The organism is Candidatus Zixiibacteriota bacterium (assembly GCA_035380245.1).
In the GTDB taxonomy this organism is placed as follows: domain Bacteria; phylum Zixibacteria; class MSB-5A5; order GN15; family FEB-12; genus DAOSXA01.
This window is the reverse complement of record DAOSXA010000001.1, coordinates 710,688-727,505: the sequence shown is the minus strand read 5'-3', so window position 1 is coordinate 727,505 and position 16,818 is coordinate 710,688. Positions and strand designations below refer to the sequence as shown.

At 53.7% G+C, this 16,818-nt stretch carries 9 protein-coding genes; 4 read left to right on the top strand and 5 right to left on the bottom strand.

Going from position 1 to position 16,818, the window contains the following annotated elements; all coding sequences use genetic code 11:
* The first annotated feature begins 10 nt into the window (after positions 1-10).
* Entirely contained in the window at positions 11-694 is a 684-nt protein-coding gene (locus PLF13_02885; protein ID HOP06215.1) for an ABC transporter ATP-binding protein, read from the top strand.
* Between the two features lie 343 nt (positions 695-1,037).
* Here the strand turns inward: PLF13_02885 and PLF13_02880 are convergent, their stop codons facing one another.
* From PLF13_02880 to PLF13_02865, 4 genes are all read right to left on the bottom strand, one after another.
* Positions 1,038-1,814 (bottom strand): hypothetical protein, encoded by a 777-nt coding sequence (locus PLF13_02880; protein HOP06214.1) that lies wholly within the window; start codon positions 1,812-1,814, stop codon positions 1,038-1,040.
* 629 nt (positions 1,815-2,443) lie between these two features.
* Complete coding sequence (locus PLF13_02875) at positions 2,444-6,130, bottom strand: vitamin B12-dependent ribonucleotide reductase (GenBank protein ID HOP06213.1); 3,687 nt, start codon at positions 6,128-6,130, stop codon at positions 2,444-2,446.
* A gap of 1,076 nt (positions 6,131-7,206) precedes the next feature.
* On the bottom strand, positions 7,207-7,563 hold the full coding sequence (locus PLF13_02870; GenBank protein ID HOP06212.1) for a CGGC domain-containing protein: 357 nt from the start codon (positions 7,561-7,563) through the stop codon (positions 7,207-7,209).
* Between the two features lie 203 nt (positions 7,564-7,766).
* Positions 7,767-8,477: a hypothetical protein gene (locus tag PLF13_02865; protein ID HOP06211.1), complete on the bottom strand. Its 711-nt coding sequence runs from the start codon at positions 8,475-8,477 to the stop codon at positions 7,767-7,769.
* Positions 8,478-8,911: 434 nt separating this feature from the next.
* Between PLF13_02865 and lipA the strand changes: the two genes are divergently transcribed.
* Complete coding sequence (gene lipA / locus PLF13_02860; protein ID HOP06210.1) at positions 8,912-9,865, top strand: lipoyl synthase; 954 nt, start codon at positions 8,912-8,914, stop codon at positions 9,863-9,865.
* Complete coding sequence (locus tag PLF13_02855) at positions 9,858-10,577, top strand: FAD-dependent oxidoreductase (protein HOP06209.1); 720 nt, start codon at positions 9,858-9,860, stop codon at positions 10,575-10,577. The genes lipA and PLF13_02855 overlap by 8 nt, the downstream gene beginning before the upstream one ends.
* Positions 10,578-11,148: 571 nt before the next feature.
* Here PLF13_02855 and secA read toward each other — a convergent pair.
* On the bottom strand, positions 11,149-14,139 hold the full coding sequence (secA, locus tag PLF13_02850) for a preprotein translocase subunit SecA (GenBank protein HOP06208.1): 2,991 nt from the start codon (positions 14,137-14,139) through the stop codon (positions 11,149-11,151).
* A gap of 315 nt (positions 14,140-14,454) precedes the next feature.
* Here secA and PLF13_02845 point away from each other — a divergent pair, with 315 nt between their 5' ends.
* The gene (locus tag PLF13_02845) at positions 14,455-16,665 is read left to right on the top strand and encodes a putative Ig domain-containing protein (protein HOP06207.1); all 2,211 of its coding nucleotides are present in this window, start codon (positions 14,455-14,457) and stop codon (positions 16,663-16,665) included.
* Positions 16,666-16,818 lie beyond the last annotated feature (153 nt).

Below are 16,818 nucleotides of genomic sequence, written 5' to 3'. Positions count from 1 at the left end.
GAGTTAAACTATGGTTGAAATGAAACAGGTTCGCAAAGCATACACGACCGGCAAGGTCACGTTCGAGGCACTCAAGGGGATCGACCTGACTGTCGAGGATAACGAGCTGGTGGCGGTGGTGGGGCCGTCGGGATCGGGCAAGTCGACGTTAATGAATCTGATGGGCTGTCTGGATACGCCAACCGACGGTGAATACCTGCTGGATGGAAAGCCGGTCAATAAGATGACCTCGAATCAACTGGCCGATATCCGCAACACCAGGATAGGTTTCGTTTTTCAGGCGTTCAATCTGTTGCCTTACGCGACCGCCTATGAAAACGTCGAAGTTCCTCTTTTATTCGCCCGGGTCAATGCTAAGAAACGACGTGAGCGGATCACCGAGCTGCTCGCGCGAGTGGGACTGGCCGACAAAATGGCCAATAAGCCGACCGAGATGTCCGGCGGCGAAATGCAGCGAGTGGCAATCGCCCGCGCCCTGGCCAACGAACCTGATCTGATTCTGGCCGATGAGCCGACCGGCAACCTCGATTCCAAGTCCGGCGGGGCGATCATTGACATTTTTCATGAGCTGCATGCCGCGGGCAAGACGATCGTTATGATTACTCACGACATGAACATCGCCAACAGCGCCCAGCGGACGGTCAAGCTCAAGGACGGCCTGATCCAGTGCAACGGCAACCTCGTCGCCGCGTAGCTTTCTTTTTATCAACGAATTATCTGCAGACGATTGTAGGGCAGGTCTCCCCGAGACTTGCCCTACAGGCTGCGAGGCCTGAGTTACGGCATCAGTCATTCCCCCGAATTGGATGGGCCATATACGCTTGGAGCGAAATGGGTTCGTTTTGTGCTTTTTGTTTTTGCGTTCCACGTCTTCTCCCGGTGACGGTTTTCGGCGGCCGGTTCGAAGAGAGACCCGGCCGGTACTTCAGGGTTCGGTAAACGTGTTACGCCGAATAGTTGCCTCGGGGTTGTTGAGAATGTCTCTGCGGGGCAGGCGGATGACAGCGGCCGGGACCTCGGGCGTCCCGGCCGTTGGACTATTCCTGGCCGGCATCAGGTGAAAGTGCACCCTCCTGAGGCAGGGTTATTGCGATACGACCTCTGCCGGTTTCGCTGTCAACGACCACCCGCAGATGAGAGAATTCGCCCCCGTAGCCATGCGCGTGGACAATCCACGAAGGCGCAGTGCCCAAGTGGAAGTGTTTGTGCACAACATATCGGACCGAGACCCAACTCGCGGCCGGGATCGAGCAATCCCATATCGAGTCCATGACGCTCAACATATTCAACTTAGGCATCTCCTCGGGATAGCCGAGATACTCCTCGCCGCTGATGTCCGTCATCTGCTTCTCCGCCTGATCCCGGGGGCACTCTCTTACGGCGGAGCGATCCAGCCCGGTGTCCAAAACTAGAGCCTTGATGAATTGCCCCGTGGTAGAGTCGATGTAGATATCAACGTCTTTAGGGTGAGCCTTCTCAACGCTGTCGGGAGTGCCGCTCAGATCAAGGATCATGTCGTGAATTGATACAAGCCACATCGGTCGCGGCGACTTGGCCAAAGTCACGAAAGGCGCCGTCGAGTCGGACATTTCGACGCGATGCACGCTAACCTGCGCATCGCCTTTCTTGAGGCCTTCAATCTCCGAGAAACCTGTATAGGCAGCAGCCTTCTCCAGGGCCATCTCAGCCGAAGTGACAGGTTTGAGAGAGTCGGGCCGTGGAGCCTGGCTAGTCTGAGCATAAGCCGTCCCGACGAGGACCAAAGCAGCCACAATGATAGCGAACGTCTTCACGAACATACGCGTTTTTGCCATTCGCAAACTCCCGCCTTCCTGACGAAGATTTTCTTCCCGCGTCACAATATAGACGAAGGGGGGTGGCGAATCAACCAATGAAATCAGCCCTCTTTGTCGCCGCAAGCCCCTGGCCATAACCGACCTCCGATCACAGGACATTATCAGATGATTCCAGGGTGTCGGGTTTCTCCGTTCGCGGGGCGATGCCCCCGCTCACTCCGGACGCCCGACCTACGACTTCCGGGCACATTTCGTCACGTCAGCCCCCCCGACAAACAACAACGGCGCGTTGCCGAAACAACGCGCCGCTACGCTCATCCTTAAGCAGTGTCCGTCGTCCGATGACGGTTCTAGAACACAGCCCAAGGGGGCTACCGCTTTTTCTCCAGTCCCGGACCTTTGCGATCCCATCTCACCTGTTAACGCCAAACCGAGGTTGAAGTTACTTCGTATTCGGCGTCGCCTGCCGCTCGGAAAGTACTTATCCCGAACTCATCACAAGCAGTACCTCAAACCGTTTCCGGTCTGCGCACGATAGCCCTGATGTCGCATCCCGGTCATTTAACCGGAATTACGTTTTTTATCCGACCGTGAAAGGACGGGCACGGTCGATTATAAGAAAGACCCCGTAAGGCCTCTCTTAATTTTTAGCTGCAACCACTCGTGGCGCCGCAGGTGTCACATTTCAGGCAAGTGCCGTTGCGGACCATCGTGAACTGGCCGCACTCACTGCACATGTCGCCTTCGTAACCCTTCAGTCGCGCGGCGCGGATGGCCTGGTGGAGTCGTTGTCCTTCCTGGTCAATTGTAGTGCTCTGTGCGCTGACATACTCAAGCACCTTCTTCGTCCTCGCAGATTGCGTCGCTGCAATCGAATTCTCCACCTGCTTACCATGACCGTCTCCTCCATGATTGCCGTTGGCTCCATTGCCGTTTCCGTTGCCATTGCCGTTACCGTTCCCACGGCCGTGTCCGTCACCGCTGTGACTTCCCGGGAAGAGGTGATCGCTGTGGATATCGCCGGCTTTGCGACTGCCGTCGGTAACCTGTCCGGTAATGGCCGCGCTGGCCGGTTCCTCGCCTTCCCATTCCGTGGAGTCCTCGGGAGTACCGAGAGTGTCGCCGCGCAGGTCCTCGTCGGAGACATGGGCCAGATCGTTGCGACCGAGGTAAGTAATAGCCAGTTCGCGGAAAATATAGTCAATGATTGAAGTTGCCCGTTTGATGTTGCGATGTCCCTGTACCAGGCCGTTCGGCTCGAAGCGGGTAAACAGGAAAGCATCGGCGAATTCTTCGAGCGGCACACCGTGCTGCAGGCCGAGTGAGACAGCGATCGCGAAACTGTTCATGAGCGATCGGAACGCGGCGCCTTCACGGTGCATATCGAGGAAAATTTCACCCAGCGTGCCGTCGGAATACTCACCGGTCCGAATGTAGACCTTGTGTCCGCCGACCATGGCTTTCTGGGTGTATCCGCCGCGGCGATAGGGAATCTTGCGCCGCTTGGCGATGTAACGATAGACGACTCGCCGCGCCATCTTCTCGGCGGCGGTGGAAACGGTCATCTCATGATCGTCTTCTTCTTCATCGTCGGTCAGGAGCGATGCCGTCAACGGCTGGCTCAGTTTCGAACCGTCGCGATACAGCGCCACGGCTTTGTTCATCGTCTCCCAGGCGAGACGATACGCTCCCTTGACATCCTGCAGGGTCGACTCCGCGGGCATATTGATCGTCTTGGAGATAGCGCCCGAGATAAACGGCTGCGAGGCGGCCATCATGCGAATGTGCCCCTCGACCCGGATCAAACGCTTCCCTTTCCGACCGCAGCGCGAGGCACAGTCGAATACCGGCAGATGTTCTTCCTTGAGGTGCGGCGCGCCCTCGAGCGTCATGGCGCCGCAGCAGAACTCGTTGGCCAGATCGATCTGCTCGCGAGTGAAACCGAGCTCTTTTATGAGATCGAAATCCCAGGAATTGATCATCTCTTTGGAGAAGCCGAGAGTCTGTTCGATGAATTCGTCACCGAGATCATTGCGGTTGAAAGCGAACGAAATGTCAAAGGCGTTGGCTAATTGTCTCTCGACCTTGTTCAGTTCCTCGTCGGTGAAACCTTTCGCCTGGAGCGACTCATGGTTGATATACGGAGCGCCTTTGAGAGTTTTATGGCCGGTGGCGTAGAGGGTGATGTCCTTGATTTCCTCGGTGCCGTAACCGAGCCGCTTAAGAGCCTCGGGGACGGAGGCGTTGATGATCTTGAAATAACCGCCGCCGGCGAGTTTCTTAAATTTCACCAGGGCGAAATCCGGCTCGATCCCGGTGGTGTCGCAGTCCATGACCAGACCGATCGTGCCGGTCGGCGCGACAACCGAAACCTGGGCGTTGCGATAACCGTAAATCTCGCCCATCTCCTGAGCCTGATCCCAGACTGAGCGAGCTGCACGGACAACTTCATCCGGCAGGTAGTTCGGATTGATTCCGGTCGGTTTGACCGTCAGATCTTCGTATTCAGAGCGATCGGCGTTGTAGGCCGCCCGGCGGTGATTGCGCACTACCCGCAACATGACATCACGATTGCGATAGAAAGTCGGGAACGGCCCCAGTTCCTTGGCCAGTTCGGCCGAAGTAACATAAGCCTGCCCCGTCAGGATAGCGCTCAGAGCGCCGCACCAGGCGAATCCTTCGGAGGAATCGTAGGGGATGCCCATCCGCATCAACAGCGAGCCAAGATTGGCATAGCCGAGACCGAGCGTGCGATAATCGAAACTGCGCTGAGCAACCTTAGCCGATGGATACGACGCCATCAGGACTGATATTTCCAGCGTCATGGTCCATAAACGACAGGCATGCAAAAGCCCCTCGACATCGTAATGTCCGTCTTTAAGCAGAAACTTGCCGAGATTGATCGAGGCCAGGTTGCAGGCGGTGTCGTCGAGGAACATGTACTCGGAGCAGGGATTGGAGGCGGTAATGCGACCGTCGGCCGGACAGGTATGCCACTCGTTGATAGTGGTGTCGAACTGTACGCCGGGATCGGCGCAGGCCCAGGCAGAATGACAGATGCGCTCCCAGAGCTCCTCGGCCGAAACGGTTTCGGCTACGGCGCCGTCGGTGCGACGAATCAACTGCCAGTCACCCTTTTCCTTCAGGCGCTCGAAAAACTCGTTGGGGACGCGAACGGAGTTATTGGAGTTCTGCCCGGACACCGTGGCGTATGCCTCGCCTTCCCAGTTGGTGTCCAGATCGATAAACTCGATTTCGCGCACACCCTGTTCGACCAGTTCGAGAATGCGTTTGATGTACTGAGGCGGGACACAGTAATGGCGTGCTTCTCTGAGAGCCTGCTTCAGTTTGGTGTTCTTGGCCGGATCGGTTTCAATGACAGGTTCCTGGCCGTTTTGGTTCACCCGGGCTGCCTCGAAAATGTCCTTGAGCTGACGGCGGATAATTTTGGAGCCGGCCACCATCGCGGCAACCTTCTGTTCCTCGACCACCTTCCAGCTAATGAACTCCCTGATGTCCGGATGGTCCAGATCAAGACAGACCATCTTGGCGGCGCGACGAGTGGTGCCGCCCGATTTGATCGCTCCGGCGGCCCGGTCGCCGATTTTCAAAAACGACATCAGGCCGGAAGACTGCCCTCCGCCCGAGAGCGGTTCCTTGGATCCGCGCAGACGGGAAAAATTGGTTCCGGTGCCGGAGCCGTATTTAAATAAACGTGCTTCGCGTACCCAGAGATCCATAATGCCGCCCGGGTTGACGAGGTCATCGCCCACCGACTGAATAAAACAGGCGTGCGGTTGTGGATGCTGGTAAGCGTTCTGAGCTTCGGTCAGGGTGTGCGTCGACGGATCGACGTAGAAATGGCCGTTCGCCACGCCGTCGATACCGTAAGCGAAGTGCAGACCGGTGTTGAACCATTGAGGAGAGTTTGGCGCCGCGATTTGGCTGGCCAGCATGTAGCACATTTCGTCGTAGTAGATACGGGCGTCTTCGGGGGAATCGAAGTATCCATACTTCTCACCCCAATATCGCCAGCATCCGGCCAACCGATGGAACACCTGGCGGGCGTCGGTTTCGCCCCCGAGGATCGGCTTTCCGTCCGAATCAACCTTGATTTTGCCTTGCTCGTCTTTCTGAGGGACTCCGGCCTTGCGGAAATACTTCTGGGCCAGAATGTCAACGGCCACTTGCGACCAGCTCTCAGGAACGTTGATGTTGTCCGCTTTGAAAACAACCGTGCCGTCCGGATTGCGGATCTCAGAACTACGCTTGACAAAGTTGATACGGGTGTATGCGGTTTCTCCTTCACGCGTAAAATAACGCTGAAACTTCAAGGATGTACCTCCTGTACTATCGAACAGGCAAAGCGACCCCTGGCGGTAGCTGCACTACTAAACTGAGGCTCCGCTTGCCGTTTTTTCCAATAAAATCACATAAATCCGGTAAGCAGTCAGACGACTGCGTAAATATCTCCCTGTATTTCGGACAGCGGCCACAAGATATTGTGTTTGAATCCCATTTCCATACCAAAAATAGTGTTTATTTTTTGTTTTTCATAGCTTGTTGGTATTCAGTATAGTAGCTTAAAACAGGGTGCCTGGTGTTGTTCTGAATGTGGCATTCTCAGTCGGAATTGAAAAAACTAATGAGCGTAATCTAATGTCAAACAATGTGTTGCTGGGAAGTGAGTTCTTAACGCAATCTTAATATGACATTGTCAACATTATTGTATTATGTTATGCATTGAATATCAATAACTTATGAGTATTTTCACACAGCTCAACAAGGTTGTCCACACGCGGTGTGGATAAGCTCACCTGGATTGCTCTTGTAAATTGTTGTATTTCAAATCGTAATGCTCGTTTTTTATGTCGAAAGAGGGGAAATTAATGGTGTGATAGCGGAAAAATAGGGGACGGGGTGTGACGCGATTATTGCGGATGTCTCATGATATGTCAAAGGTGATTACCAACCACTCCGGAGATAAGAGACAAGTGCTGATGGAGTTTGATCTTAGAGCAATTTCCTGGACGTCAACATTAAAGTTTTTTTGAATAAGACTAAGTTTTTCGCTTGACAATATACAGTTAATTATTACATTGCTGTTGCAATCGGAAAGTGTTACTCTTTCTGTGGATTACCTAATATCGTCCACCCAGGCAGGATTACCACCTGCTTGGGTTTTTTTTTGAGCTAGTTTTATCGGGAGTAATAAAACCAGGTTCCGGGGAATTCTTCCGGTTGAGATCTGCAGGGTGTCTTTTATTCCGGCTTGAACTATAGCTTTGAGATAGGTAATCCTTAGCTATGGTAGCACTGCGCGGAAAATGATTTTATGGGCATACGACTTTTCAACAAGCTATGAGATCGGCCACCGGGGAGGGACCCATCGCAAGTTGTCGGTTTGGTCTTAGTAGTTGTGTGTGCCGATGACCAGTTCCTTGTCGAAATTCTGTTTGACCAGGTTCTTGATCAGGTCGAAATCCAGCGGACATTTTCCGGTCTTACTGGCTTTGACTACACAAGTACCGAGGTGAATAACGTCAAAGTCGCGATCCAGCATCGTCGCGATTTCTTTCATCAGGGTCAGCTTGGGCATGATCAATCCGGGGCAATCGCCGCAGTTGCCCAGCGCCACCAGCTCGAGGTCATCGTCGTAACGGGCGAACTCCCCATCTTTGAGACTGATCGCCTTCAGGCATTTCGCACAAGCGATACAAAGCTGATCCTGGACTCGTTTGCAACCGATAATCGCGATTTTTGTCATTGTTCACTCCTTACCGTAGATGGGTACAATGAAGATCGTTTTGTCTCAGTTTAGAACAGAGTCGGGGTGAGGGCAAGTTTGAATGAACGAAATGATATGTCACAAAAGATAACGGGCCGCGCCCGAAGGCCGCGACCCGCTTGTAATCCATAGGGAGGATAATCGAGTGCCAAAGCTCGATTCACGCAGGGTAACTCACTCTCCTATGGTAAGGCTAGAGTCAGAAGACTGATTTTCAGGGTGTCTCCATCGAGCGCATAACCTTTGACCGCGACATAATCGCCAACCGCCAGATCGCAGAAAGTCAGGCTGTTGCCGTCGCTGTCGAGAATAACGGCGCCGGGACAGATCCAACCGATCCATGCCTGGTTCTCGAAAGTAACTATCCGAGTCTCGTTATCTGTCGATGCCAGGTAGTCGCTGAACTCGAGGCACTGACATACCGCGTCACCGCAATTAGTCAGTTTAATCATGCCGGCGAGCAGGCTGGTTGCATCGATCTGCCAGGCACGCAGTTCAATTACGTCGCCCTCTTTCAGATCGGTAATGGTCAACAACGTATCGTTGCGCACTACTCGGTAGCCGTTTCCTTCTCCGGTAGCCATACCTGAAGTGTTTTCCTGTTTCAGAGGGCTGCCGTCGACTATACTACTAGTCACTCCCCAGATGACCGTGTTCTCATCCACATTCACGGTCTCAGTGAGGCTGCTGACGGTCAAAGTTCCGGCGGCGTAGTCGATCGTAGTAATAGTATCACGGATCGCAATATCAAAACCAAGCGGACCGCCGGCAGGTTCCAGATCAATAACAGCGCTGGTGAGTTCGGTGGTGGGAGAAATAGACTGATCCCCGGAACAGCCTAAGCCAAACAACACCATTAATAGGGTTACCAAACCGAACATACAATACTTCATCCAACGTCTCCTTACGGGTTTGGTAAAGAGGTTGCATACCGAAATCAGATTAAACTCGCCTTTGATTCAGGCGACTTTACCCTGGCTGACCCTCTTTATGAAGTCGGGTTTCTTTTTGTTACAGGTTATTACAGGGTTTATTCCCACCTCCGATGTGTTAACCCAAAATAGTCCTGCAACGCTCCTTACGTTTAGTTTTACATCAGTCCGTGGAGTTAATAACTCCGCATTTCCAAGGGATAGAGAAGCCACCATGCTGTTTTAATACTAGATGATTTATAGGAATATAATTGTAAAATCCCCCCTGATCGTGGAAGGGAAAACCCTGACTACCCGGTTAGGTCCGGTTCTACTGAGTTTTTAGTGATATCAACAAATTTGGAACCTGAGGCGGTCACCGGTGGTTCTTCTGCCAAACCTGAAAAAGGGGCGTTATGATACAACAACAAATAGAACACAGAGTACCGCTTACCATAAAGATCGAACCACTGCCGAAACAGCGTATGCCGGAATGGATTAAAGTCCAGGCCAAAGCCTCACCCAACTATTCCCGGGTTAAAAATATCCTCGAGGAACACAAACTACACAGTGTCTGCCAGGAGGCGGCCTGTCCCAACATACGCGAGTGTTTCGGCGAAGGAACCGCGACGTTCATGATCCTTGGCAATCATTGCACACGCGGTTGCCGGTTTTGCAACGTCAAGACGGCTGTGCCGCTCGGTCTGGATCGCGATGAACCCCGCCGCCTGGCCGAGGTGGTGGCCAAACTGAACCTGAAACAAGTGGTGGTGACTTCGGTCACCCGCGATGACCTCCCCGACGGCGGCGCCGAGATATTCGCCGACACAATTCACGAACTGCGCCGTCGTGATCCGAAGATGAAGGTCGAAGTGTTAATCCCCGATTTGCAGGGAAACGCCGAAGCGGTCGATATCGTGCTGGCGGCCCGGCCTGATGTGTTCGCCCACAACGTCGAGACGGTCGGTCGACTCTATCGCCGAGTACGTCCGGGGGCCGAACAGGAGCGCTCGCTCGATATCCTCCGGCAGGCGGATCGTTATGCCGCGCGACCGGTGGTTAAAACCGGTTTCATGGTCGGGCTGGGAGAACGGCGCGAGGAAATCGAGGAGTTGCTGCGGCAGATTCTCGATACCGGCTGTGAGATCGTCACGGTCGGGCAATACTTGCGACCTTCGGGTGTACATTTGCCGGTCGAACGATTCGTGCATCCGGACGAGTTCAAGGAGATCGCCGCCTACGGTCACGAGATCGGTTTCAAGCATGTCGAGGCGGGTCCGCTGGTTCGGTCGTCTTATAAGGCGTTCAGCCAGTCGAAAGATATCATCGAAGCGAAAGAATCACTGTTGGAGAAAAAGAAAAATGTCTGAAACAGTGCGAGTGGTCCGTCGCTGGGAACCGGCGCGGCACAAAATGGCGATTCAGGTGGAGCGACCGCAGGGATTCGTTTATAAAGCGGGACAAAACGCCGATCTTCGGTTACCGCAGATAGCAACCGATGATCAGTTCGACGGCAGCCGGAGTCTTTCTATCGCCAGTGCTCCTTGTGAAGAACTGCTGACTTTTGCGGTGCGTGACCGCGAGTCGATATATAAGAAGGCGTTCAAATCACTCAGGGAGGGGGACCGGGTTACGGTCGACGGTCCTTTCGGGACGTTCGGCGACAAACTCAATTACGATGAGCCGGTGGTTTTTTTGGCAGGGGGAATCGGTATCACCCCGATCCTCAGTTTGATTCGCCAGATGGCTCATGAGGACAAAACACCGCCGACCTGGCTGTTTTATTCCAATCGGACGCCGGATCAAGCAGCCTTTCTGGACGAACTGAAGCAATTGCACGATGAAACCGATTGGTTCACGCTGGTGCCGACGGTAACGCGTGTCGACCGCTCTGAGTTGGACGGTTCGTTCGAGCACGGCCGGATCGACGCCGCGATGTTGAAGCGGCATCTACCGGAAGGAATCGATCCGCAGTTTTATCTATGTGGTTCTACCGATATGGTCTGGGGAGTACTGGCGGAACTGGACAAAATCGCCCAGCGCAGCCGGGTGCATATCGAGGATTTCACCGGGTTCGAGTGAGGAGGAGGGTATCGCTCCTACAACCTAAATCATGGCGTCAGCAATGTACGTGGGCGGCAGACGGCCTCATCTGCCTCATATTGCAATTCATTGGCAGTCCTTGTAGGGTATGTCTCTCCGAGACCTGCCGCATCTTCATCTCATCTACGATCCATGGCACGTCTCGGAGAGACGTGCCCTACAATGTCAGGTTGCAAGCATGTACAGTATCATGAGATCCTTTACAAGTTGTGTCAGGACATCCTTTACATATTGACGGTATGTATGGCTTCCATGTTAGGAGCATGCCGTAGGGCGAATCAATGAAAAGGAGCAGGCACAGGAGCAGACCAGGAGGTCTGCCGCCCACCTAGAATTCCCCACCCAAGATTGGGTGCGCCACACGGAGCTACAGGGGCGGAGACAGTCATTGGGCGTAGTCGCCGGACGGCATTGGCAAAACAGCCCGGGATCGCGGGGATCCCGGGCTACGAAATAGACTTGTTTTCTAGCAGATCTCAGGGAGTCCTGATCTACGAGTACGGAGAGTATTCTTTGTGAACAACGGTTTATCGAGCAAGCGATAATCGACTCAGGCGTCGCGGCCGTGGCACTTTTTGTATTTCAAGCCGGAGCCACAGGGACAAGGATCATTGCGACCGACCTTGGGTTGTTCGCGTTTGAAAGTACGATCCTGCTTACCGGCCTTGGAAGCGGCAGCCATCGGATTGGAACCGGTCGGACCACCCTGTGGTGTTACTCCGCCCGGAGCCGGGGGCGGCGGCGTTCCGGTCATGCCCATGCCGGTCGAATCTTTTTTGGTGGCAACCATGTCACTGCGGCGTTCGGCGCGAGATTTCTCGGGCATGTTGACGCGCAGTTTGAACACCAACCCGACAATCTCCTTGTCGACCGTATCGACCATGTTCTGGAAGATGGTGAACCCTTCCTTCTTGTAGATGTCGATCGGTTTGCCCATTTGCCCGTGGTAAGCGCGCAGACCGATACCGGCGCGGAGTTCTTCCATCTCGGCCAAATGATCGCGCCAATGGCGGTCGATCGTCGACAATACGGCGTAGCGTTCGAGTTGGCGCATGATCTCTTCGCCGTACAAAGCCTCCTTCTGACCGTAGAAATCCATCACCGCGCCGAGTATCCGCTCCTTGAGCGACTCGCGCGACATACTGATGATGTCTTCCGGTGAGAATTGGAGATTCAGCAGATATATCTGGCGTAGTTCGTCAACCAGGCCGGGCATGTTCCATTCTTCGGGATGCTGGTCCTCGGTGCAGTAGGTATCGAGCAGGAGTTGCAGGATATCCTCGATCAACTCGACCACTTCTTCCTTGATTGAGGGCCGCTCCAGCGCCGCCAGGCGGCGTTCGTAGATCCACTTGCGCTGGACATTCATGACGTCGTCATATTCGAGGGTGTGTTTGCGGATGGCGTAGTTCTGGGCCTCGACCTTCTTCTGCGCACGTTCGATCGCCTTGGTCACCATGGCATGAGTGATGACTTCGCCCTCTTCAACGCCGAGCCGGTCCATGATGCCGCCGAGGCGGTCACCGCCGAAGAGGCGCATCAGATCGTCCTCAAGCGAGAGGAAAAACAACGATGAACCGGGGTCCCCCTGACGACCGGCGCGGCCGCGCAGCTGGCGGTCGATCCGGCGGGATTCGTGCCGCTCGGTGCCGACGATATGCAGGCCGCCCACCTCGCGAACACCCGAACCGAGTTTGATATCGGTACCACGACCGGCCATGTTGGTGGCGATTGTAACCGCTCCCGCTTCACCGGCGTGGGCCACTATTTCCGCTTCACTCTGGTGATGTTTGGCGTTGAGGACATTGTGGCCGATGCCGGCTCGTTTGAGCATGCGCGATAACGTCTCGGATACCTCGACCGATACCGTACCAACGAGCACCGGGCGTCCTTCCTTGTGTTTCGTCTCGATTTCGTTGATAACCGCGGTGTATTTCTCGTGGCGCGTTCGATAAATGCGATCCTCCATATCATCGCGGATTACCGGTACGTTGGTCGGGATAACCATGACATCCATCTTGTAGATGTCGAAAAACTCCTGCGCTTCGGTTTCGGCGGTACCGGTCATACCGGACAGCTTGTCGTACATACGGAAGTAGTTCTGGAGGGTGATCGTGGCCAGGGTTTGCGATTCGGCCTCGATAGTAACTCCTTCTTTGGCCTCGATCGACTGATGGAGACCGTCGGAATAACGTCGTCCGGGAAGAATACGGCCGGTAAACTGATCGACGATCATTACTTTGCCGTCCTGGATGACATACTCGACATCTTTCTCGTAGAGCGAGTATGCCCGCAGAAGCTGATTGATGGCATGCACTTTCTCGGACCGTTCGGAGTGTATCTGGTACACCTCGTCGGTCTTTTGCTTGCGTTGCTCGTCATCGAGTGATTTGTCGCCGTCGATCTCCGACAGCATGGTCGATATGTCGGGGATTTCGAACAGCTTCTGCTCCTGCGGCGACAAGAGTGCTTGCCCCTGGTCGGTCAGCACGATGGTATGCTCACGCTCGTCGATGTAGTAGTACAGACGATCATCGATCTCGTGCAGCTTTTTATCGCGCATGAACTGCGCCTCAACGTCGTTCATGAGCTGTTTCATGCCGGTCTGGTTTAACAGTTTCATGAGGCGCTTGTTCTTGGGGGCGCCGCGGTTGGCGGCGAGGATATTGATACCGGCTTCAAACTCGCCCTTGCCGTCGTCCTGTTCGAGCAAGTGCTCGGCTTTGGTGAGCATGTCGTTGACGAGTTGGTTTTGCTTGGAAACGACCCGCTTGACGGTATCCTTCATTTCACGATAGCGGTCATTCACGGAGGACTCGACTTGCCCGGAAATGATCAGCGGAGTACGAGCCTCGTCGATCAAAATCGAGTCGACCTCGTCGATAATGGCGTAGTTATAATTGCGATGAACGCGGTCTTCGGCGGTTTGAGCCATATTGTCGCGCAGGTAGTCAAAACCGAACTCGTTGGCGGTGCCGAAGGTGATGTCGGCTTTGTACATCTCACGCCGTTCGGCGTTGGTCATCTGGTTCTGAATCACGCCCACGGTCAGGCCGAGGTATTCGTATATCCGGCCCATCCATTCGCGGTCACGACGGGCAAGGTAATCGTTTACCGTGACGACATGGACACCTTTGCTCGAGAGGGCGTTGAGGTAAACCGGCATGGTGGCGACCAGCGTCTTACCTTCACCGGTGGCCATCTCGGCAATTTTCCCCTCATGCAGGGCAAGCCCGCCGATCAACTGCACGTCGAACGGCACCATGTTCCATTCGGTCTCGATCCCGGCTACGTCCCAGGATACTCCGACATGGCGGCGACAGGCTTCTTTGACCACCGCAAACGCCTCGGTGGCGATATCATCGAGCGTCTCACCGGCTTCGAGCCGTTGCCGGAATTCATCGGTTTTAGCCTTTAGTTCGTCCTCGGACAGGTCGGCCAGGCGGGCGAAATGTTCGTTTATTTCTTCTACGAGCGGCAGCATTTTCTTGACGGCACGCTCGTGGGCAGTTCCGAAAATCTTTGTTACTAAATTCCACATATCTCTTATAGCGTTTAACCTTCGTATTTATTCAACATACTAAATTCAAACAAACGCCGCAAATGCTGCTTTACCCCGGTATTCAGGTCGCAACAGGATAATGCCGGCAGGGCTTTGATTGACAGTTTCTTACTTTAAGTTATATTGATATGACCGATATTTCAGGATAGTGTCTCTGATCCTGACAAGTATCGAGGAATTACAGCGTAAGGTTGACACGACCGAACGTAAGATGAAACCTAGTACCCGCCCCGGAGTTGTATGAAAATGAAAAGTTATCTTCGTGTACGCTGTCTTCCGACGGCAGTATATGCAATGTTAATAGCAATCATTGCCGTTACCGTGGCTTTTGCCGACACCAATCCTCCCAATCTTAAGACCGTAACAAACAACAACATCCCTATCACGCATTGGGCCGATCCAGGCGGATCACAACCAATGACCTATGCCGACTACCGGGCCGATCACCCTGCTTCCGGTTCTTTCTCGTTCAATCTGATTACGACCGCTCAACCATTGTCTCGAATACGTGATGCCGTCAAGTTTACGATCGTAATTAACAGCGATTTGCTTTCCCAGGTTACCCCGGCGATTGACCAATATGTTATGGACCTGACCGGTGAGGGGTATGAGGTAGAGGTATACTCCAGCATTGGCGGTAATCCCGAGGACCTTCGCGCGGCGCTGTATAGCCGTTATCAGGCGGGTATGGCGGGGTGCGTTTTTATCGGTGATTTACCTGTAGCCTGGTATGAAACCGATTTTGGTGATCCGCCAAGTCATGCCGAGTTTCCAACGGACTTGTTTTACATGGATCTTGACGGAGTCTATGAAGACCTGGATGTGGACGATATCTACGATTCACACACCGGTGATGTCGCTCCTGAAATCTGGATGGGGCGGTTGACTGCCTCGCCTCTCACTTATTACGGCAATTCCGAAGCGGAGCTAATAACCCGGTATTTCTATAAAGATCATCGTTATCGCTCCGACTGTCTGCCGGTCAACAACCGGGCTTTAGTTTATGTTGAGGACGACTGGTTTGACTGGTCCGATTCATGGGACCTGGATGTTGGTCTGGCCTACAACCAGAGGACGTTCGTGAAGGATAAGTACGTAACCTTCGCACCGGATTATGAGAGTCGGCTTGATGACAACTACGAACTGGTGGAAGTATGTGTTCATTCCTGGTCGGGCGGTCATCAGTTCAAAAATCCGATACCGCAGTACAGCTACACGTATTTCTACGAGTTGCACAACGATATTCATCCGGTTGGTCATTTCTACAACTTATTTGCCTGTTCCAACGCTCTGTACACCGCGACCGACTATATGTCTGGTTGGTATATTTTTGGCCCTGACTACGGTCTGGCGGCGGTAGGCAGCAGCAAATCAGGATCGATGCTGGAATTCGATGATTTTTACGGTCCGTTGGGTGACGGTAAGGTAATCGGTGAGGCTTTTTACGACTGGTTTGCCGCCCGAGCCGCCGGAGGATTTGACGAATCGGAAATTACCTGGCATTACGGCATGACCCTCAACGGTGATCCGACCCTGAAAACACAGTCTCTTGGCTCAACTGATTTGCTGACTTATGACAACGGCGCCGCTTATGTTCTTAATTTGCCGGGTGGAGACTGGACGAGTTATGCGATGAGATTCACCGCGGAAGAGGATATAACGCTCGGTCGGGTAATAGCTTTGGGATCGTTCCCGGACAGTGCTGCCGGTATTGTCTATGTTTATCACAGCGACGGGACAAATCCAACCGATGTCATTGACTCGGTTCTGGTAAGCGGCGGGGATATCTCCTCAGTTGATTTTTCTAGCCGCTCAATTTCCTTCAGTACCGGTGAAGAATTCCATATTGCCTATAAACATCAACTGGCCAATCCGACCGACTCATTCCAGGTCTATATGGACGATGGAAGCGGCGCCGAAGATCGCACTAGTATTCTTGACAACGGCGTCTGGCGCAGGATGACCGATATCTACAGTTTGCCTTACAATCTGTGTGTCCATGTCGAGGTAATCACGGCGCCGGAGCCGTCAATTGAGATTACGACCGACAGCCTTGATGATATCGATGCCGGTCGAGAGGTTGATATCGAGTTGTTGCTGGAAGGCGGCACGCCACCGTTTGTCTGGAGCTTGACGGCCGGGGCATTGCCCGACGGCCTGACGCTCGATAGTTCATCCGGAAAGCTCTCCGGTACTTGCAGTGAAATGGGTCATTCTTATTTTTCGATCAGAGTCGATGACAACTCCTCGCCGTCGTTGTATGATGTGCAGCATCTGGATTTGATCGTTCTTCAGCCGTGTGGTGATGTCGACGGCAACGGGCAGGGACCCGATATCGCCGATTTGGTCTATCTGGTCACTTTCATGTTCCAATCCGGTCCGGAACCACCGGATATGAGTCTGGTCGATATTGACGGTTCCGGAACCGGTCCGGATATCGCCGATCTGGTCTATCTGGTTACCTACATGTTCCAATCCGGTCCGCCGCCTCTGTGCAGCCGCTGAGCATTGGAATCCGATTCGTAGAATAGTATCAATTGACTCTAAAGCTGTCGCCGCCCCCTCCGAAATAGGAGATAGGGGCGGCGTTTGGTTTAATATGCCGGGGGATTGATTGTTTCCGGACCCGGTCAAGCAGAGAGTTTTGCTGCCCTGAAC

Coding starts and splice junctions, on each gene's coding strand:
- PLF13_02885 (HOP06215.1), top strand. CDS start 11: ATGGTTGAAATGAAACAGGTTCGCAAAGCATACACGACCGGCAAGGTC.
- PLF13_02880 (HOP06214.1), bottom strand. CDS start 1,814: ATGGCAAAAACGCGTATGTTCGTGAAGACGTTCGCTATCATTGTGGCT.
- PLF13_02870 (HOP06212.1), bottom strand. CDS start 7,563: ATGACAAAAATCGCGATTATCGGTTGCAAACGAGTCCAGGATCAGCTT.
- PLF13_02865 (HOP06211.1), bottom strand. CDS start 8,477: ATGAAGTATTGTATGTTCGGTTTGGTAACCCTATTAATGGTGTTGTTT.
- lipA (HOP06210.1), top strand. CDS start 8,912: ATGATACAACAACAAATAGAACACAGAGTACCGCTTACCATAAAGATC.
- PLF13_02855 (HOP06209.1), top strand. CDS start 9,858: ATGTCTGAAACAGTGCGAGTGGTCCGTCGCTGGGAACCGGCGCGGCAC.
- secA (HOP06208.1), bottom strand. CDS start 14,139: ATGTGGAATTTAGTAACAAAGATTTTCGGAACTGCCCACGAGCGTGCC.
- PLF13_02845 (HOP06207.1), top strand. CDS start 14,455: ATGTTAATAGCAATCATTGCCGTTACCGTGGCTTTTGCCGACACCAAT.